The organism is Streptomyces cinnamoneus, from assembly GCF_002939475.1.
Taxonomy (GTDB): Bacteria; Actinomycetota; Actinomycetes; order Streptomycetales; family Streptomycetaceae; genus Streptomyces; species Streptomyces cinnamoneus_A.
In genome coordinates, this window is sequence record NZ_PKFQ01000001.1 from 2,984,899 (window position 1) to 3,003,135 (window position 18,237).

Consider the following 18,237-nt stretch of genomic DNA (forward strand, 5'->3'; position numbering starts at 1 on the left):
CCTCATGAACCGACGGTCAGGCGCCGGCGGTCAGGCGCCGGCCTTCTTGGCCGGCCGGACAGTGTTCATGATCTTGTCGATCTGGTCGGGCGTCAGGGCGTCGGGAACACCCTGGTCGGCGTAGATGACCCAGCCGTGGAAGGTGCCGTCCGGCAGCTTCTGGGCGATGCTCTTCACGATCGCGGTCGGCGGCACGCAGGCGCTGCCGCGGTTGGTGACCGTGACCTTGGCGGTGGCGGTGTAGCCCTCGATGCCGTTGTGCTTCCAGGGGGTGGCCTCGGTGACCTCGATCTTGGGCTTGTTGCCCAGGCCGCCGTAGGCGAAGACACCCCAGTTGCCCGCCCAGTTGCGGGCGTTCTCCTGGAGGGTGCCGTCCTTGCCGCCACCGGTCGTGCCGACCGTGGCCAGCTGGCCCTTGCCCGCCTCGCCCAGCGTGTTGGGGTTGGCGCTCGACGAGCACCCGCCCTCCCGGAAGTTGGCCGTGCCGCGCATGGTGACCTGGGGCTGGCCGTTCTCGGTGTACGAGACCATCGTGTCCGGCGGGAAGACCTTCCACTGGTCGCTCTTGGCCGGGACGTCGTAGGTGAAGGCGTGCTCGTCGCTCGACTGCGTCTGCCAGCCGGGGACCATCGGCTGGGCTCCCGACGGGCTCGGCCCGCCGTTGCCCTCGGGCGCCGGGGCCGGCTTGTCCGCCTGGCCGCCGGGGGCGCCGGAGGCCTGGGACGAGCCCTTGGCGTCGTCCTTCTTGGGGTCGTCGCCGCCCTTGAGGAAGAAGACGGCGCCACCGCCGATGACGGCCAGCGCCACGACGGCGCCGACGACGGCGAGCAGCGTCTTCTTCTTCCGCGGCGGCTGCGGGGCCGGCGGCGTCTGGCCGTGGGGCATGCCGCCGGGCGGCATGCCGTGACCCGGAGGCGGCACCATGCCGGGACCGGGGGGCATGCCCGGGCCGGGGGGCATGCCGGGGCCCGGGGGCATGTGCTGACTGGGCGCCATGCCCGGGCCGGGGGGCATGCCGGGGCCCGGGGGCATGTGCTGGCCGGGCGCCTGCTGCGGGGCGGCGGCCGCGCCCCGCCCGCCGACCGGCCCGGGCGGCGGCGGAGGCGGCGGCACCTGGCCCGCGCCCGCCGGGGGCGGCGGGGGCGAGGGCACGGCGGGCTGGGCGAAGACGGTGGGCTGGGCGTGGCCCGAGCCGTCCGGGCCCCAGGTCGGTGCGGGTCCGAAGCCGCCCTGGGACGGCGGCTGGGGGCTCTGCGGCTGCTCGGGCTGCTGCGGCTGCGGGGGGTTCTGGGGCCAAGACATGCGGGACACCCTATGCGGGTGACTGTCGCCGTCCCATCGGAGCCCCGCGACAGATCCGCAACACTTGTACGACGGACGCCTGTACACCTGACGTCCGTACGCCTGACACCGCCGTGCCTGGGCGCCGGCACGCCTGACGTCCGCAGCGCCTGGCGTCCGCAGCGCCTGACGTCTGTGCGACCGGCCTCTGTGCGACCGGCCTCTGTGCGCCTGACGGTCAGTCGTTCCCCAGGACCGGCAGCAGCTCCGGCAGGTGACCGTCCGAGGTCAGGGCCGCCTCCTGACGCTCGCGGGGCACCTCGCCGTAGAGCGTGGTGCGGGCGCGGGCCGGGCGGCCGGCCGTCTCCGCGATGGCCACGAGGTCGCGGATCGAGCGGTAGGAACCGTAGGAGGAACCCGCCATGCGGGAGATGGTCTCCTCCATCAGCGTGCCGCCCAGGTCGTTGGCGCCCGAGCGGAGCATCTCCGCGGCGCCCTCGGTGCCCAGCTTGACCCAGCTCGTCTGGATGTTGGGGATGTGCGGGTGCAGGAGCAGCCGGGCCATGGCGGTGACCGCGCGGTTGTCGCGCGTGGTCGGCCCCGGCCGGGCGATGCCCGCGAGGTAGACCGGGGCGTTGGTGTGGATGAAGGGGAGGGTGACGAACTCGGTGAAGCCACCCGTCTCCCGCTGGATCTCCGCGAGCAGCCGCAGGTGGCCCAGCCAGTGCCGGGGCTGGTCCACATGGCCGTACATCATGGTGGAGGAAGAGCGGATGCCCAGCTCGTGCGCCGTCTTGACGACCTCGACCCAGGTGGCCGTCGGCAGCTTGCCCTTGGTGAGGACCCAGCGGACCTCGTCGTCCAGGATCTCGGCGGCGGTCCCCGGGATGGAGTCCAGCCCGGCCTCCTTCGCAGCGGTCAGCCACTCGCGGATCGACAGGCCCGTGCGCGTGGCGCCGTTGACGACCTCCATGGGCGAGAAGGCGTGCACGTGCATGCCCGGCACACGCTCCTTGACCGCCCGCGCGATGTCGAAGTAGGCCGTGCCCGGCAGGTCGGGGTGGATGCCGCCCTGCATGCACACCTCGACCGCGCCGACGTCCCATGCCTGCTGAGCGCGGTCGGCGACCTGCTCCAGGGAGAGCGTGAACGCGTCGGCGTCCGTGCGCCGCTGGGCGAAGGCGCAGAAGCGGCAGCCGGTGTAGCAGACGTTGGTGAAGTTGATGTTCCGCGTGACGATGTACGTGACGTCGTCGCCCACCACGTCGCGCCGCAGGTCGTCGGCGATGCGGCACAGGGCGTCCAGCGCCGGGCCGTCGGCGTGCAGCAGGGCGAGCGCCTCGGGGTCGGTGAGCCGGGTGGGGTCGTCGGCGGCCTGCTTCAGCGCCTGGCGCACGTCGGCGTCGATGCGCTCGGGCACCATGCCGGGGGCGGCCGCCTCCCGCAGCGCCTCCCAGTCGCCGTACACCTCGTCGAAGTCGTCGCGCCGGTCGGCGGTGCGGCCCTCGGTGTCGATGGTGCGGTGCAGCTCGGTGCGGCCCGAGGGGACGAACACCTCCTCGGGCTCCTGCCAGGGGCGGCCCTCCACCACGGCGTCCTCGCGGGCCAGGCCTGTCTCCGGGTCGGCCAGCGCGCGGACGTGCGGCAGCAGCCGGGGGTCGAGCCAGGGCTCGCCGCGCTGGATGAACTCCGGGTAGACACAGAGACGTTCCCGCAGGCTGAAGCCGGCCGCGGCGGACCGTTCGGCCAGCTCCTCGATCTGCGGCCAGGGGCGCTCGGGGTTGACGTGGTCCGGGGTGATCGGGGAGACGCCGCCCCAGTCGTCGATGCCGGCGCCGATGAGCCGCGCGTATTCGTCGTCGACGAGGTTGGGCGGGGCCTGGAGGCAGGCGGAGGGGCCCATGATGTGCCGGGCGACGGCGACGGTGGCGACGAGCTCGTCCAGCTCGGCGTCCGGCATGCCGCGCATCGCCGTGTCCGGCTTGGCGCGGAAGTTCTGCAGGATGAGCTCCTGGATGCCGTGGTAGGCCCGGGAGACCCGGCGCAGGGCGAACAGGGACTCGGCGCGCTCCTCGTACGTCTCGCCGATGCCGAGCAGCAGCCCGCTGGTCAGCGGAACGGAGCTGCGGCCCGCGTCCTCCAGGTGCCGCAGCCGGACGGCGGGCTCCTTGTCGGGCGAGCCGTAGTGCGGACCGCCGGGCTCGCTCCACAGCCGGGTGGCGGTGGTCTCCAGCATCAGGCCCATGGACGGCGACACCGGCTTGAGGCGCTGGAAGTCGGTCCAGGTCATGATGCCGGGGTTGAGGTGCGGCAGCAGCCCCGTCTCCTCCAGGATGCGGATGGAGATGGCCCGTACGTACGCGATCGTGTCGTCGTACCCCTCGGCCTCCAGCCATTCGCGGGCCTCGGGCCAGCGCTCCTCGGGCTTGTCGCCGAGCGTGATCAGCGCTTCCTTGCAGCCGAGTTCGGCGCCGCGGCGGGCGATGGCGAGCACCTCGTCCGGCGACATGAACATCCCGTGGCCCGCGCGGCGCAGCTTGCCGGGGACGGTGGCGAAGGTGCAGTAGTGGCACTTGTCGCGGCACAGGCGCGTGAGCGGGATGAAGACGCTCTTCGAGTACGTGATCACGCCGGGGCGGCCGGCCGCTTCGAGACCGGCGTCACGCACCCGCGCCGCGGAGGCGCAGAGGTCCTCCAGGTCCGCGCCCCGCGCGCGCAGCAGCACGGCCGCCTCGGCGACGTCCAGCGCGACGCCGTCCCGGGCACGCCTGAGCGCACGCCTCATGGCGTTGGCGGTCGGTGCGGACTGCTCTGATCGCGGAGCGCTCGAAGTCATTGTCCGAGCATACGAGCGGACAACGGCGCCACCAGGTACCGGTGGAGATCGGTCCGTGTGCCTCTCGTCACGTCAGACGGAGGCAGCCTCCGAAATGCCGTCAGGGCTTGTCGGTGGGGGTGGACGGGGTTACGGGCAGCACCGCGGGCGGGAGACCACGCGCGGCGGCGCGGACCGGGTCACGCGGGGCGCAACGGGCCGGGTCACGCGCCGCGTCACCGCCCGGGCCACACGCCACGTCACGGCAGCCAGTGGCCGGGGCCTCCGCCCTGCCACTCGATCAGGTCCGGATCGTCGAGTTCGGCGTCCCTCAGGTCCACGCCGTCCCGCGTGAGGAACTCGATCACGTCGGCGATGCCGTGGGCGATGCCCAGGGTCTCGGCCCCGTCCGTCACCCACCGGCCGCCCGACGGCGTCGGCGGGTGGACCACGATCCGCGTGGGTCCGGACATACCTCCAGCCTGCGCCCGGTCGCCGCCCCGCGCATCCCGTCGGCCGGCCTGGCGGAACCCGCCGTCTTCGGCGGAACCCGCCACCCCGGCGGCAACCCGCCGCCCCGGGGCCCAGCGCCCCGGCCAACCCGCCGCCTAGAGGAACTCGGCGTGCGCGTCCAGCGCCCGCAGCACGTCGGCCTCCGGCGCCGACGGCATGCCCACCACGACCTCCTCGATGCCCAGATCGGCCAGGTGGGCGAGCTTGCCCGTGGACGGGTGCACCGCGTACGGCACGACTTCCGGCTCCCCCGGACGACCCGCCTCCGCCCACGCCCGGCGCAGCTCGGGCAGCGTCTCGCGCAGCCCGCTGCTTCCCACGGGCATCCAGCCGTCCGCGTACTCGGCGATGTGGGCGAAGAGCTTCGGCCCGGCCGTTCCGCCGATCAGGGTGCGCGGACCGATCAGCGGCTCGACGCCCTTGCGTTCGCGCGGGGCCCGCTGCGGCTTGGGGTGCGCCCAGCTCGCCTGCACCGACACGTACTCCCCCTCGTACGCCGTCGGTTCCGGGGCCCACAGGGCCCGCATCGCCGCCATCCGGTCGCGCACCAGCTCGCGCCGGCTCCGCCACTCCACCCCGTGGTCGGCGGCCTCCTCCACGTTCCAGCCGTAGCCGATGCCGAAGGTGAACCGCCCGCCGCTCAGGAAGTCCAGCGTGGCCACCTGCTTGGCGAGGACCACCGGATCGTGCTGGGCGACCAGCGTCACGCCCGTGCCGACCTCGATCCGGTGCGTGACCGCGGCCGCCTGGGCGAGGGCGACGAAGGGGTCGACCGCTCTCCCGTACTCGGGCGGCAGCGGCTCCCCCATCGGCGCGGGCGTGGCGCGGCTGACCGGGATGTGCGTGTGCTGGGGCAGATAGAGGCCGGCGAAGCCGCGCTGCTCCAGCTCGCGGGCCAGTCGGACGGGGCTGATCGTCTCGTCGGTGAGGAAGATCGTGGTGGCGATGCGCATGCGGGGGCACCTCCGTCGTCGCGTGTGACCCACGGTAAGCCCTGGGGCGCCGCTTGGGACCGCACGACAAACAGCCGACACACGACAGACGGACATCGAAGTGCCGGATGCCGTCCCGTCGGCCGTGTCCCCTCGGCCCCGTCCCGTGGGCCTTGTTCCGTTGTCCGGCGCAGGGGCGTACAAGGGTGTCTGACGGGCACGGCGGGCCACACGAGGGGGCAGGGGCTGATGCACCGACGCGATGTACTCAAGATGACGGCGACGGCTATCGCGGGGGCCGCGAGTGTGCTTACGCTCGAAGGCGTGAGTTTCGCCCGCGCCGACGGGTCCGCCCGGACCGCCGGCGAAGAGACCCGCCACGTCACCGGCCGCCTGCCGGCCGGTGCTCCGGACTTCGTCCACCTCCCCGTGGAAGTACCCTCCGGAGTCCGTGAAATCGCCGTCTCCTACACGTACGACCGCCCCGCCGTCCCGAGCGGCACCCCGGGCAACGCCTGTGACATCGGCGTCTTCGACGAACGCGGCACCGAGCTGGGCGGCGCGGGCTTCCGCGGCTGGTCGGGTGGGGCGCGCACGGAGTTCGCCATCAGCGCCGAACGGGCCACGCCCGGCTACCTGCCGGGGCCCGTGCGGCCCGGCACCTGGCACATCGCCCTCGGCCCCTACACCGTCGCCCCGCAGGGCATGGCCTACGACGTGACGGTGACGCTGCGGTACGGGGCGCCGGGGTTGACGCCCGCGCCGGTGTACCCGCCGCGCCGGGCGAGGGGCCGCGGCCGGGCCTGGTACCGGGGCGACAACCACCTGCACAGCGTCCACTCCGACGGCCTGCGCACCCCCGCGGAGATCGCCGCGGCCGCCCGCGCGGCCGGACTCGACTGGATCACGACCACCGAGCACAACACGACGTCGTCGCACGCCGCCTGGCAAGGGCTGTGGGGCGACGACCTGCTGATCCTCACCGGTGAGGAGATCACGACCCGCAACGGGCACGTCCTCGCGCTCGGCACGGCCCCCGGGACCTTCCTCGACTGGCGCTACCGCGCGAGAGACCACGCCTTCGGCCGCATCGCGCGCACGGTCCGCCGGGCGGGCGGGCTGGTCGTCCCCGCCCACCCCTACGGCACGTGCGTGGGCTGCAACTGGAAGTTCGGCTACGAGGACGCGGACGTGGTCGAGGTCTGGAACGGCCTGTGGACGCCGGACGACGAGATGGCGGTCGCGACCTGGGACGCGATGCTGGCGGCGCCCGCCCGTGAGGGCGGCGCCTGGCTGCCCGCCATGGGCAACAGCGACGCCCACCGCGAGCCCCAGGTGGTGGGCCTGCCCCAGACGGTCGTCCTGGCCGACGACCTCTCCCACGACGCCCTGCTGGCGGGGCTGCGCGCGGGCCGCAGCTGGATCGCCGAGTCGTCGGCGGTCGCCCTGACCTTCGGGGCGACGGACGGCCGGGGCGGCCACGCAGGCATCGGCGAACGCCTGCGGGTCGGCCCGGACGCGGAGGTGACGGTGCGCCTGGACGTACGGGGGGCGCCGGTGACCGGCTGCACGGTGTCGTTCGTGACGGACCAGGGGGTGCTGCTGACGACCCCGGTACCGGCGGACGGCCGCGTGGAGTGGCACACGACGGCCGCCCGGTCGGCGTACGTACGGGCGGAGGTGCGGCGCCCGCCGGCGGGTGGGGGCGGAGACGGGGGCGGGTCGGGGCTGCCGGGGGCGATGGTGGCGCTGACGAACCCGGTGTTCCTGGGCCGTGCGGTGGATTAGCGGGTCAGTGAGTCACTGGTCAGTGGGGGTCGCTGGGTCACCGGATCGGCGGTGGCTCAGTACGTTCACCACGCGGCCGTCGGGGTCCCGGACGAAGAACCGGCGCACGCCCCACTCCTCGTCCTGCAAGAGGTGGACGATCTCCGCCCCGCTCTCCCGCACGGCCGCGTAGGCGGCGTCCACGTCGTCGACCTCGACGCTCAGGTCGGGAGCGACCGGCGCGGTCTCGTCGTGCGTCATGACGCTGATCTGTGCTGCGGGGCTGGCGGGGGACGCGAGCGTCATGATCCAGCCGTGGTTCATGACTTCCTCGAAGCCGAGGAGGCCGTAGAAGTCCCGGCTCTCCTGCACGGCCTCTGAGTGGATGTTGGGGACGACGCGGCGGACGGTCATCGACGGCTCCTGGGCGGGAGGAACGGTACGGGGGTCGGGCTACATGCAGTGCGGTGCCCCGGACGGGTCGGGTACGTAGACGCAGTAGAGCATCAGCAGCTCGAACGGAATCGCCAGCCCGTTGAACCACACGCTCACGTAGGCGAGCAGACCCGACCGCGTCGACCAGAGCCCGACACCGCACCGGCGGCGGATGCGCTGGGCGAGCAGGACGCACGCGACGACGGCGGCCACGCCGAGGGCCAGGCCGCCCCATGCGGCGACGTATTCCGTCCGGGGGAAGGGCAGGGGCCCGCAGGCCGCCTGTTCGCGGTCGACCCAGTCCCGGTCGATGACCTGCACGTACCAGGAGCTCAGCGCTCCGAGAACGGTCATCACGGCAACCAGCAGGGCCCCTGCCGCCGTCGCGGGCGGGGGTGCGGGTGCGGTGGAGGCGGAGGAAGTGGCGGTCATGGGTACCGATCTCGCGGGGCGCTTGGCTGCGTGTGGCTCGTTGGCCCGTAGACGGTACTCAGCGGTACCGGTGCTCACAGACGCAGCCCGGGCACGGTGCGAAGGCAGGGGCGTACGCCGCGCGGGTCGGGGTCGGGAGGTGTCCGAGCGGCATGGCGGGTGGCCCGCCGGTGTGGGCGACGGCCGTGGGCGCGGGGGTGCGGGTGGCGGCCGGGGTGTAGGCCGGGCGCCGGGCTCGCGTGGGGCGGCGCCGTCGCCGCAGGCGCCACGGCAGCCACCTCATGCTTCCTCCTGCTGCACCTGGTGGACCTGCCGCATCTGCCGCATCTGCTGCTCGTAGTGCAGCAGCTCTTCGGCGGGCCCGGCCCAGGCTTCTGGCGTAGGTGATCGCCGAGGCGTAGCCGTCCCCCGGCCCGAGCCCGAGCCGGTACCGCGCCTCGTGCACGGCGGCGAGGGCGTCGCAGCGGCCCCGGTGACTCGGGGGCAGTGCCCCGGCGGCGAGCTCCAGGTCGTAGGCCTTCTCCAGCACGTACGCCCGGAGCCGCCCGGTCAGGGAGCGCATGCGGTGGGGGGCGGGCAACCAGCGCTCGGTGTCGGTGGCTTCGCGGACGAGGTCCTCGATCGCTTCGAGCGGCTGCGGCGGCTTGACGGCGGGGGCTCCGCCGGGGTTGGCGGTATGGGGGAAGAAGGGCATGGGGGGTTCATCGACACCGGCGGAGGCAGTTGCGTCTCGGTCGCGCCGCTGACCGACCAGGTCGCCGTCCGCGACTCCAAGCAACGCAACGGCCCCACCTTCGTCGTCCCGGCCACCGCCTGGACGGCCTTCGTCGGCGGGGTCCAAGCCGGCCACCTCGGCTGACCCCGAAACCGTAGAACCGCCCCCTCAGTGCGAAGGAGACCGCTTCGCGGTCTCGCGGCATCGCTCCGGTGGGGCGGTCGATTCGGCTCGGCCGTCCGCCCCTCTCGTCTCGCGCCTACGGCGCAAAGCGGCGGCAGCGGGAAGGGAGGGGCGGGCGGGGGCGCGTCGCCGGGCTGGCGGGCCGTCGCGGGGCACCGGCAGCCGGCCTTGCCCCCTTGGCCGGGACGCGGTCACCCCTGCGCACGGCGCCGCGTGACGCAGCCGCCTGCCGGGTTACGGGGTCAATGCCACTTCGTCACTCCCGACTTACTCCAGTCTTCGCCTGGGTGTTTGAATCCAGCCCGTACCTGCGTTCCGTCCGGCCAGTAGTACATGTTTCCGAAGTTCGAGCCCCACCTGTCCGTCGCGGTGAAGTAGCCGAGAACGTGCTCGATGCTTCCGTCGGGCCCTTTTCGGTCTATCCAGCCTTCATAGCCCTGGCACCCGGACTTGACGAAGACACGCGCCCACGCGTACCACTTACCGTCTTTCTTGCCCGACCGGAGTTCGACCGACCCGCAACCTCCGTCCTTGGCGCTGTCGTCGGTATCCACCTTGTCCCAGGAGACAGGGCCGGGATCCTGGTTGTCACACGAGTAGCCGCCGCCGCATGGCAGGCCGGCGGCATTGGCAACGCCGGCCAGGGGGGCGACCACCATGACGACGGCAGCCGCAACCACCGAGAACCTCTTGATCACGGAGACTCCCTTCTCTACGTCACAGCCGGACCGGCCGCGTGAAGAGTGAACCAGCTGTCCTAGTGGGAAGGAACATGCCAATCGGCCATCAAGAGGGGCATGTGCCGCAGCAGCGCGAATACCCGCTTGATCACGGATCAGATGCTTCGCCCTTGGCGACAAGAAGCGGGCTGACGTGACAACTATCGTGCTTCGGTTCAGCCGGCTGGCCGGCCGTCGCGGAGCACCGGCAGCCGCCCTAGCCTGGAGCGCATGGAAGCAATCCTGGTCAGTGCATGTCTGCGCGGAGTGCCGTGCCGGTACGACGGCCGTCACAAGGCGGCGCCGGAGATCGAGGCGGCGGCGGCTGGTCGCGAGGTCGTGGCGTTCTGCCCGGAGGTCGCGGGCGGGCTCGCGACGCCCCGGCGCCCCGCCGAGCTCGTGGGTGGCGACGGGCACGACGTGCTCGACGGGACGGCGAAGGTCGTCGAGGACACCGGGCGGGAGGTGACGGCCGAGTTCGTCGAGGGTGCGCGCCGCGCGCTCGACGTGGCTCAGCGGGCCGGCTGCACGGAGGCGCTGTTGATGCCCCGGAGCCCGTCCTGCGGACGCGGCACGGTCTACGACGGGTCGTTCGCCGGAAAGCCGGTGCCGGGCGACGGCGTGACGGCCGCGCTGCTGGAACGGAACGGGATCACCGTGCGGGCCGCGCCCGGGGTGTGAGGCTCTCGGCCGCCGGTCAGCTGCACTGCCAGGTGAACATCGCACGGTCGAAGCGGCGTTCGGCCAGGTCTTCGCGGCGTATGAGCCAGTAGAGCGCGCCGCAGTCGCCCCACATCATGCCGGCGTCGTCGTCGCTGTCGATCTGGGCGAGCAGCACCCAGCGGAGGGACTCGTCCTTGAGGCGGGGGTCGTTCCACGCGCAGCCCAGGACGCCGTGGGCGACCTCGGTCTCGACCTCGTCCTGGACGGGGTCGGCGTGACCGCCGACGCGGTGCCCCGCGCCTTCGTCGCTCTCCCACAGGGCCTCGCGGAAGTCGTCGTCGAACACCGGGTGGTCGTCGGGCATCGGCGCGAACTCCTCGTAGACCACGGGGTGCCAGAGGTACGGCGCCGTCGTCTCCGCGCGGGCCGTCAGCGGCACCTCGGGGTACGGCCGTATCCCCTCGGGGGCCGGGCGCTCGGCGACCGGTACGCCCTGCGGGACGTACAGCACCCGTGCCCCCGCCCACGTGTCGGGGTGGTGGGGCGCGACCAGGGCGGCGCCGTCGTCCAGCTGACCGTCGAAGTAGAAGAAGGCCAGCGTGCCGTCCGTCGGCAGGTCGATGTCGAGGGCGGCGGGGGGAAGCGCGGCGCAGTCGAGGGAGGCGATGAAGGAGAGCGGGCCGTGACCCTCCCACACGGGCCACTCCTCGTGCTCCGGCAGCTCCGGCAGGCCGCCGAGCCGGCCGGCCACGGGGTCCGCGCCCGAGGCCTTCACCAGGCCCACGCCCGGCCGCAACAGTCCGATCCACCGCTCGGCGATGTCGGCGGGCAGGTGCTCGCGGGCGAGCGCATGCAGTACGTCGACGGTGCTGTCTGTCATGCGAACGATGATGCACGGCACCACTGACAACGGCCCCGGCCCCAGTTGCGGGCCCGGTGGGCGGCGCGGACAGTGAGAGGAGTGGCCGTGCCTTGTCCAGTGGCCCACCGGCGGACCGCCCGTGCGGCGCCGGCCCTGAATCAGAGAGCCACTCCCCCTGGTGACGCGGGCATCGACACCCCCACAGCGCGATCAACCCACGAAGCGACGCAGGAGAGGAGCACTCCTATGCGCAAGAACACCCGGGCACGTCGTCTCCTGACGACATCGACGGCTCTGGCCGCCGGGGGCATCATGTTCCTGCCCGCGCCTGACGTGGCGCAGCCGGCGGCGGCACCCGGCTCCCCGACCCAGGTGTCGGGAGCCTCGTTCCAGTTCGTCAACGGGCAGACCGGAAAGTGCGCGACCCTCGCCGGAGGAGTCTCCACCGACAACAACGTCGAACTCCTGCAGTTCAACTGCGACACGCATCCCTCGCGTCGCTGGCGGCTGGCCAACTGGGACGGCAGCTCCTACCAGATCGTCAACCGGCAGACCGGCAAGTGCGCGACGGTCGCCGGTGGCGTCTCCACCGACAACAACGTCGGGCTCGTGCAGTTCAACTGCGACTCACATCCCTCGCGTCGCTGGCGGCTCACGAACTGGAACGGCCGCTCCTACCAGGTCGTGAACGTGCAGACCGGAAAGTGCGCGACCGTCGCCGGAGGGGTCTCCACGGACAACAACGTCGGGCTCGTGCAGTTCACCTGCGACACCCACCCCTCCCGCCGCTGGACCCTGCGCCTGGCGGGGTGACCGCAGGGGGCTCAGCGCGGTGTCACCCCGCCGCCGACATTGCGGATCATGCGCTGGAGCACGGTGAGCGCGGCGGCGTACTCCTCGTCCGTGACGCCCTCGTGGATCTCCGAGCGCAGCCGGGCGACCAGGCTCCTGGCCTGCCCCTCGGCCTCCCGCCCGGCGTCCGTGAGGGTGAGGCGACCGGAGTCGTCAGCGGTGAGCCAACCGCGGTGGAGCAGGTTGTCGACGGCGTGCCCCATGTCCTCGGGGCCCAGGTGGTAGGGGAACGCGTCCAGCCGGGCGCAGACCTCCTCCCGGGTCAGGCCGCCCTCCGATGCGCCGACGTGGTTGAGCGTCCACCACTGCGGCTGCGTGATGTCCGCCCGGGCCAGCGCGCTGCGGACGTGCCGGAGCAGCGCCTGGGTGGTGGACCAGGCCCAGTAGGCCGCCGGCTGGGCGGCCAGGGCGGGGACATCGAGGTGTTCGGTTCCTGTCGTCATGCGGTGACGCTAAAAGCTCAACCCTGATTGAGGTCAAGGGCGGCGCGGCCCTCACCCGTGCTGGACGAACGCCGCTGCCACCCTCGTCCGTTCCGCGCCCGACGCGCACAGCAGGCGCAGGAGCACCCGGGCCTTGTACGGGTCGAGCATTCCGCCGTCGATCAGGCCGCGTCCCAGCAGGTCCGTCTCCGAGCCCGGGGCACGGTAGGTGTGGCTCAGCACCGAGCCGCCTCCCGTGCGGGACGTCAGCACGACCGGCATCCGTGCGGCCAGGTCGCCGAGGACGGGCGCCAGGTGGGCCGGTACGTGGCCGACGCCGAAGCCGGCGACGACCAGGCCCTGGTGGGTGTCCGCGAGGGACGTGTGCGTGGTGCCGTCGTCGTCGAGCGTGGCACAGTGCAGGGCCACGCGCGTGGCGGCCAGGCGCGTGCGGTCGGTGTCCAGCGGGAGCAGTGCGCGGCGCTCGGGTCTGGCCAGGATCCGCACCCTCCCCTCGACGACGTGCCCGACGGGGCCGGCGTTCGGGGAGACGAAGGCCGCCGTGCTCGTGCTGTGGGACTTGGCGGTCCAACGCGCCGCGTGCACCTCGTCGTTGAAGGCGACCAGCGCCCCCAGTCCGCGTGCCGCGGGCGCGACGGCGACGCGTACGGCGGCGAGGACGTTCGCGGGGCCGTCCGCTCCCGCCATGGCGGGCTGGCGCATCGCTCCGGTCAGGACGAACGGCGCGTCGTGCCGCCACAGCAGGTCCACGAGGAACGCCGCCTCCTCCAGGGTGTCCGTGCCCTGGGTGACGACGATGCCGTCGGCGCCGTCGGCCACCGCCCGGGAGGCGGCCTGGACGACGTCGAGCACGTCCGCGAACGTCAGACTTCCGCTGGGTACGGCGCGGACGTCCCGTACGTCCAGCGGCACTCCGAGTCCGCCGAGCCCCGGTACGGCCGCCGCGATGTCGGCGCCCGTCAGCCGCTCGTCCGCGGCACCGCCCGACACGGAGATCGTGCCTCCGAGCGCGAACAAAGTGACACCCATGCGCCGGCCCTCCCCCTCGCCGGTGGCTCACCGTACAGCGCGGCCGTTCGGTCTCCGCCACCAGCTCCGGAGCGCCTATTCGGAGATCTCCCGTGCCACCCACCCCGTCCCGCCCGTCCCCACCGTCGCGGTGTCGCGCCCCGACCGCAGCACCCGCCCCGGCAGCGCCCCCGTCGTCACGTCGTGGCGGACCGTCTCCACGCCGTTGACCCGTACGCTCACCACCCCCACCGCCCGAGAGTCCAGGCGCGCCCCGTCCCCCGGCAGGTCGCGCACCAGCGTCGCCGGCCCGGCGTCGACCCGCTCCGGGTCGAAGAGCACCAGGTCGGCGCACCAGCCCTCGGCGATGCGGCCCCGGTCGTGCAGCCCGAACAGCCGGGCCGGCTCGTCCGTCAGCATCCGCACCGCCCGCTCCAGGGGCACCAGGGCGCGTCCGCGTAGGCAGTCGCCCAGGAAACGTGTGGTGTAGGGCGCGCCGCACATCCGGTCCAGGTGCGCCCCCGCGTCCGAGCCGCCCAGCAGCACGTCCTCGTGGTCCCAGGCGCGGCGGCGCAGCTCCCAGCTGGCGGGGTCGTCGTCGGTGGGCGTCGGCCACAGCACCGTGCGCAGGTCGTCGGTGGCGCAGATCTCGACCAGTGTCGCGAAGGGGTCCGTGCCGCGCTCGGCGGCGATGTCGCGGACCTCCCGGCCGGTGAGTCCGTCGTTCTCCTTGGTGTACGTGTCGCCGATGACGTAACGGCCGAAGTCCGTCAGCCGGTGGAAGGCCGCGGCCTGCGGGCTCGCCGCCGCGCTCAGCAGCGCGGTGCGCACGGCGGGGTCGCGCAGCCGGGCGACGCGCTCCGGGACGGGCAGTCCGAGGACGTCCCCCCAGCCGGGAATGAGGTTGAGGGCGCAGAAGCTGCCCAGCGACATGTTCATGGGGGCGAGGACCGGCATGGTCAGGGCGACGATCCGGCCGCCCGCCGCGCGGGCGCGCTCGCTCGTGGCGAGCTGGTGCGGTACGCGCTCGGGGGCCGCCGACTCGATGGTGAGGACGTTCCAGTTGAGGGGGCGCCCGGCGGCCACGGTCATCCGGACCAGGAGTTCGCTCTCCTCCTCGGTGAACCGGTCCAGGCATCCGGCCACGATGGCCTCCAGTTGCGTGCCCTCGTGCTCGCCCACCGCGCGGGCGAGGGCGAGCAGCTCGCCGGGCCGGGCGTGCCGGGAGGCCACGGGCCTGCCGTCGCCGTCGGAGTGGGTGTCCGACCTGGTCGTGGACAGGCCCCAGGCGCCGGCGTCCATCGCGTCGTGCAGGAGTCCCAGCATCCGCCGCAGCTGCTCCTCGTCGGGCGTGCCCCCGACGGCGTCCGGGCCCATCACGTACCGCCGCAGCGCGCAGTGGCCCACCATGAAGCCGGCGTTGACGGCGACGCGGCCCTCCAGCGCGTCCAGGTAGTCGCCGAAGGACGACCAGTTCCAGGGCGCGCCCTCCTCCAGGGCGGCCAGGGACATGCCCTCGACCTTGCTCATCATGCGGCGCGTGTAGTCGGCGTCGGCTGGCCGCCCGGGGTTGAGGGGGGCGAGGGTGAAGCCGCAGTTGCCGCCGACGATGGTCGTGACGCCGTGGCTCATCGACGGGCTCGCGCAGGGGTCCCAGAAGAGCTGGGCGTCGTAGTGGGTGTGCGGGTCGACGAAACCGGGGGCGAGGACGAGCCCGGCCGCATCCTCCTCGGTGCGCGCCCGCTCCCCCAGCCGGCCGCCCGCCTTCACACCGCCGGGGATCCGGTCGATCACGGCTATCCGGCCGTCCCGTATCCCGACATCGGCGACGTACGAGGGCCCTCCCGTCCCGTCGACGACCGTGGCGCGGCGGATGAGGTGGTCCAGCACGGTGGGGTCCTCTCGCGGGCGGACGTACGGGCGCGGAGACGTACGGACGTACGCGCGCGGGGGCGCGTACGGAACAGGAACCGGGGCGGCGACCCGGGAGGCGCCGCCCCGGCGCGTGAGGGGCCGCGGGGCGCTCAGGCTCCGGCGGCGGCCCGGCGGAAGCGCGTGGTGCGGTGGACGGGGTCCGTGTCGATCTTCGGGATGACGTGCTCGCCGATCAGCTGGAGCGTGGTGATCGTGTCCTCGTACGGGATCCCCACGGGCAGCCCGAAGACGAGCTGGTCGGCGCCGGCCCGCTCCCAGCGCTCGCACTGCCGCAGCACCTCGTCCGGGTCGCCGCAGATCATCAGCTCCTCGGCGATGAGCAGCTCGATGATGTCCTCGGTGTACTCGGGCAGCAGCTCGGGCCACTCGGGGATGCCCTCGGGGCGCGGGAACGTGTCGTGGTAGCGGAAGAGCAGGGACTGGAGGCGGTTGAGGCCGCCGCTCGCGGCGATCTCGACGGCCTTCTGGTGCGTCTCGGCGCAGATGGCGGTGGACGTGACCATCACGTTGTCGTTGACGAAGCCGCCGACGGGCTCGGCCTCGCCGATCACCGACTTGTAGGAGTCGAGGACCCACTCCATGTCGGAGACCTTCTGCACGCTGAAGCCGAGCACGCCGAGTCCCTTGCGGGCCGCCATCGCGTAGGAGGAGGGCGACCCGGCGGCGTACCACATGGCGGGGTGCGACGGGCCGTACGGCTTGGGCAGGACCTTGCGCGGGGGCAGGGACCAGTGCTTGCCGCGGAAGCCCTCGTACTCCTCCTGGCACCACATCTTCGGGAACTCCGCGATCGTCTCCTCCCAGATCTCCCGGGTGGCGTTCATGTCGGTGGTGCCCGGCAGGAAGGCCAGGATCTCGTGGCTGCCCGCACCGCGGCCGGTGCCGAACTCGAAGCGGCCGCCGGAGAGGTGGTCGAGCATGGCGGCCTTCTCGGCCACCTTCACCGGGTGGTTGACCTGGGGAAGCGGGTTGAAGATGCCGGAGCCGAGGTGGATGTGGTCGGTGGCGTGGGCGAGGTAGCCGAGGAAGACGTCGTTGGCCGAGAGGTGGGAGTACTCCTCCAGGAAGTGGTGCTCGGTGACCCAGGCGTACTTGAAGCCCGACCGGTCGGCCTGAACGACGTATTCGGCCTCCTCCATCAACGCGTGGTGCTCGGCCGCGGGATCGGTCCGCGAGCGGCTCGCCGGTACGTACCCCTGCACGAAGATCCCGAATTCCACGGAGTCCACCGCCCGTCTTCCGAGTCTGCCGGCGCACACTCCCGCCGGGTGCTTCCGGACCGCCGACCTGACTTACCGTCAGTTACGGCTCAAGCGACTGTGGCACCGGCCCCCTGGAGCGTCAAGGGCCCGTACCGCCCGCCCACAGCCCCTCGGGGGTGAGCCCGAGCAGCTCGACGGCGTTGCCCCGCACGACCCGCTCCACCACCTCCGGAGCGAGGTGCGCCATCTGCTCCTCTGCGACCTGCCGGGACTTGGGCCAGGTGGAGTCGGAGTGCGGGTAGTCGGTCTCGTAGAGGACGTTCCCGACGCCGATCGCGTCGAGGTTGCGCAGCCCGAAGGCGTCGTCGAAGAAGCAGCCGTAGACGTGCTCCGCGAACGCCTCCGACGGCGGCCGCAGCACCTTGTCCGCGACGCCGCCCCAGCCGCGGTTCTCCTCCCAGACCGTGTCGGCGCGTTCCAGGAGGTACGGGATCCAGCCGATCTGCCCCTCCGCGTACATGACGCGCAGGCCGGGGAAGCGGTCGAACTTGCCCGACATCAGCCAGTCGGCGAGCGAGAAGCAGCAGTTGGCGAAGGTGAGGGCGGACCCGACGGCGGCCGGCGCGTCCGCCGACGTGGACGGCATCCGCGAGGACGAACCGATGTGCATGGCGATGACGGTCCCGCTCTCCTCACAGGCCCGCAGAAAGGGGTCCCAGTCGTCGCCGTGGACGGACGGCAGGCCCAGGTGGGGCGGTATCTCGGAGAAGCACACGGCCCGTACGCCCCGCGCGGCGTTGCGCCGCACCTCCGCCGCGGCCAGCCCCGCGTCCCACAGCGGCACCAGGCCGAGCGGGATCAGCCGCCCCTGCGCGGCGGGGCCGCACCACTCCTCGACCATCCAGTCGTTGTAGGCCCGCACGCACAGCAGCGCCAGCTCGCGGTCGGCGGCCTCGGCGAAGGTCTGCCCGCAGAAGCGCGGGAAGGTGGGGAAGCAGAGCGCCGACTGGACGTGGTTCAGGTCCATGTCGGCCAGTCGCTCCGCCACGCTGTACGAACCCGGCCGCATGCGTTCGTAGGTGATCCCCTCCAGCCGGATCTCGTCCCTGGAGCATCCGACGGCGGTATCCAGCCGTGTCAGCGGACGGCACAAATCCTCATAGACCCACCAGTCCGCCACCGGGCCGTCGTCCCCCGGGGCGCCCATGACGGGCGCGAAGCGCCCGCCCACGAAGGTCATCTCCTTGACGGCGGCCCGCACGACGCGCGGCCCGACGTCGCGCAATCGCGCCGGTAACCGGTCCCGCCAGACGTCGGAGGGCTCGACCACGTGATCGTCCACCGAGATTATCTTGGGGAAGCTCGCCATGGCCGACACCGTAGCGCTGATCTGACGCTCCGTCAGCCATGGGGCCGGACGGCCCTTGCGCGAGCGCGCCAAGAGGCCGGACCCCTGCTGACGCGGAGCCCCGGAACAAGG

At 72.8% G+C, this 18,237-nt stretch carries 18 protein-coding genes; 4 read left to right on the plus strand and 14 right to left on the minus strand.

Translation table 11 applies throughout. The annotated features are described in order from the left end of the window. Positions 1-30 precede the first annotated feature (30 nt). The 4 genes from CYQ11_RS30270 to CYQ11_RS12795 all read right to left on the minus strand — a co-directional run bounded on the left by CYQ11_RS30270 (position 31) and on the right by CYQ11_RS12795 (position 5,562). A complete protein-coding gene (locus tag CYQ11_RS30270; protein ID WP_240003420.1) occupies positions 31-1,302 on the minus strand; it encodes a DUF8017 domain-containing protein in 1,272 nt (423 codons plus the stop codon). Positions 1,303-1,519: 217 nt separating this feature from the next. Further along, on the minus strand, positions 1,520-4,117 hold the full coding sequence (locus CYQ11_RS12785) for a bifunctional FO biosynthesis protein CofGH (protein WP_099199511.1): 2,598 nt from the start codon (positions 4,115-4,117) through the stop codon (positions 1,520-1,522). 239 nt (positions 4,118-4,356) lie between these two features. Continuing rightward, entirely contained in the window at positions 4,357-4,569 is a 213-nt protein-coding gene (locus CYQ11_RS12790; protein WP_099199510.1) for a hypothetical protein, read from the minus strand. A 135-nt stretch (positions 4,570-4,704) separates the two neighbouring features. Further along, the gene (locus tag CYQ11_RS12795) at positions 4,705-5,562 is read right to left on the minus strand and encodes a TIGR03619 family F420-dependent LLM class oxidoreductase (RefSeq protein ID WP_099199509.1); all 858 of its coding nucleotides are present in this window, start codon (positions 5,560-5,562) and stop codon (positions 4,705-4,707) included. 228 nt (positions 5,563-5,790) lie between these two features. On the opposite strand from CYQ11_RS12795, the gene CYQ11_RS12800 reads away from it, so the two are divergent. Then, positions 5,791-7,329: a CehA/McbA family metallohydrolase gene (locus tag CYQ11_RS12800; protein WP_099199508.1), complete on the plus strand. Its 1,539-nt coding sequence runs from the start codon at positions 5,791-5,793 to the stop codon at positions 7,327-7,329. A gap of 12 nt (positions 7,330-7,341) precedes the next feature. Here CYQ11_RS12800 and CYQ11_RS12805 read toward each other — a convergent pair whose 3' ends face one another. From CYQ11_RS12805 to CYQ11_RS29165, 3 genes are read right to left on the minus strand one after another with little or no spacing between them, the layout of a single operon-like run. Continuing rightward, the gene (locus CYQ11_RS12805) at positions 7,342-7,722 is read right to left on the minus strand and encodes a VOC family protein (protein WP_099199507.1); all 381 of its coding nucleotides are present in this window, start codon (positions 7,720-7,722) and stop codon (positions 7,342-7,344) included. Positions 7,723-7,761: 39 nt separating this feature from the next. Next, on the minus strand, positions 7,762-8,175 hold the full coding sequence (locus tag CYQ11_RS12810; protein ID WP_099199506.1) for a hypothetical protein: 414 nt from the start codon (positions 8,173-8,175) through the stop codon (positions 7,762-7,764). Between the two features lie 58 nt (positions 8,176-8,233). Then, positions 8,234-8,869 (minus strand): DUF6415 family natural product biosynthesis protein, encoded by a 636-nt coding sequence (locus tag CYQ11_RS29165; RefSeq protein ID WP_146104682.1) that lies wholly within the window; start codon positions 8,867-8,869, stop codon positions 8,234-8,236. Between CYQ11_RS29165 and CYQ11_RS12815 the strand changes: the two genes are divergently transcribed. Beyond that, positions 8,852-9,034, plus strand: a complete 183-nt coding sequence (locus tag CYQ11_RS12815; RefSeq protein WP_099199713.1) for a DUF397 domain-containing protein — start codon at positions 8,852-8,854, stop codon at positions 9,032-9,034. The two genes, CYQ11_RS29165 and CYQ11_RS12815, sit on opposite strands and share 18 nt — an antisense overlap. 281 nt (positions 9,035-9,315) lie before the next feature. On the opposite strand, the gene CYQ11_RS12820 is transcribed toward CYQ11_RS12815, so the two are convergent. Continuing rightward, the gene (locus CYQ11_RS12820) at positions 9,316-9,771 is read right to left on the minus strand and encodes a hypothetical protein (RefSeq protein ID WP_099199505.1); all 456 of its coding nucleotides are present in this window, start codon (positions 9,769-9,771) and stop codon (positions 9,316-9,318) included. Positions 9,772-10,023: 252 nt separating this feature from the next. On the opposite strand from CYQ11_RS12820, the gene CYQ11_RS12825 reads away from it, so the two are divergent. Beyond that, complete coding sequence (locus CYQ11_RS12825; RefSeq protein ID WP_099199504.1) at positions 10,024-10,473, plus strand: 2-thiouracil desulfurase family protein; 450 nt, start codon at positions 10,024-10,026, stop codon at positions 10,471-10,473. Positions 10,474-10,489: 16 nt separating this feature from the next. Here CYQ11_RS12825 and CYQ11_RS12830 read toward each other — a convergent pair whose 3' ends face one another. Continuing rightward, positions 10,490-11,335 (minus strand): YwqG family protein, encoded by an 846-nt coding sequence (locus tag CYQ11_RS12830; RefSeq protein ID WP_099199503.1) that lies wholly within the window; start codon positions 11,333-11,335, stop codon positions 10,490-10,492. A 228-nt stretch (positions 11,336-11,563) separates the two neighbouring features. On the opposite strand from CYQ11_RS12830, the gene CYQ11_RS12835 reads away from it, so the two are divergent. Continuing rightward, positions 11,564-12,130 (plus strand): RICIN domain-containing protein, encoded by a 567-nt coding sequence (locus tag CYQ11_RS12835; protein WP_099199502.1) that lies wholly within the window; start codon positions 11,564-11,566, stop codon positions 12,128-12,130. Between the two features lie 11 nt (positions 12,131-12,141). On the opposite strand, the gene CYQ11_RS12840 is transcribed toward CYQ11_RS12835, so the two are convergent. From CYQ11_RS12840 to CYQ11_RS12860, 5 genes are all read right to left on the minus strand, one after another. Continuing rightward, positions 12,142-12,612, minus strand: a complete 471-nt coding sequence (locus CYQ11_RS12840; RefSeq protein WP_099199501.1) for a MarR family winged helix-turn-helix transcriptional regulator — start codon at positions 12,610-12,612, stop codon at positions 12,142-12,144. Positions 12,613-12,663: 51 nt separating this feature from the next. Beyond that, positions 12,664-13,641, minus strand: coding sequence for an asparaginase (locus CYQ11_RS12845; protein ID WP_099199500.1), 978 nt, complete (start codon positions 13,639-13,641; stop codon positions 12,664-12,666). Between the two features lie 75 nt (positions 13,642-13,716). Further along, the gene (locus tag CYQ11_RS12850) at positions 13,717-15,510 is read right to left on the minus strand and encodes an N-acyl-D-amino-acid deacylase family protein (RefSeq protein WP_099199499.1); all 1,794 of its coding nucleotides are present in this window, start codon (positions 15,508-15,510) and stop codon (positions 13,717-13,719) included. Between the two features lie 134 nt (positions 15,511-15,644). Beyond that, entirely contained in the window at positions 15,645-16,775 is a 1,131-nt protein-coding gene (locus CYQ11_RS12855) for an LLM class flavin-dependent oxidoreductase (protein WP_099199712.1), read from the minus strand. A gap of 121 nt (positions 16,776-16,896) precedes the next feature. Then, positions 16,897-18,126 (minus strand): amidohydrolase family protein, encoded by a 1,230-nt coding sequence (locus tag CYQ11_RS12860; RefSeq protein WP_099199498.1) that lies wholly within the window; start codon positions 18,124-18,126, stop codon positions 16,897-16,899. Positions 18,127-18,237 lie beyond the last annotated feature (111 nt).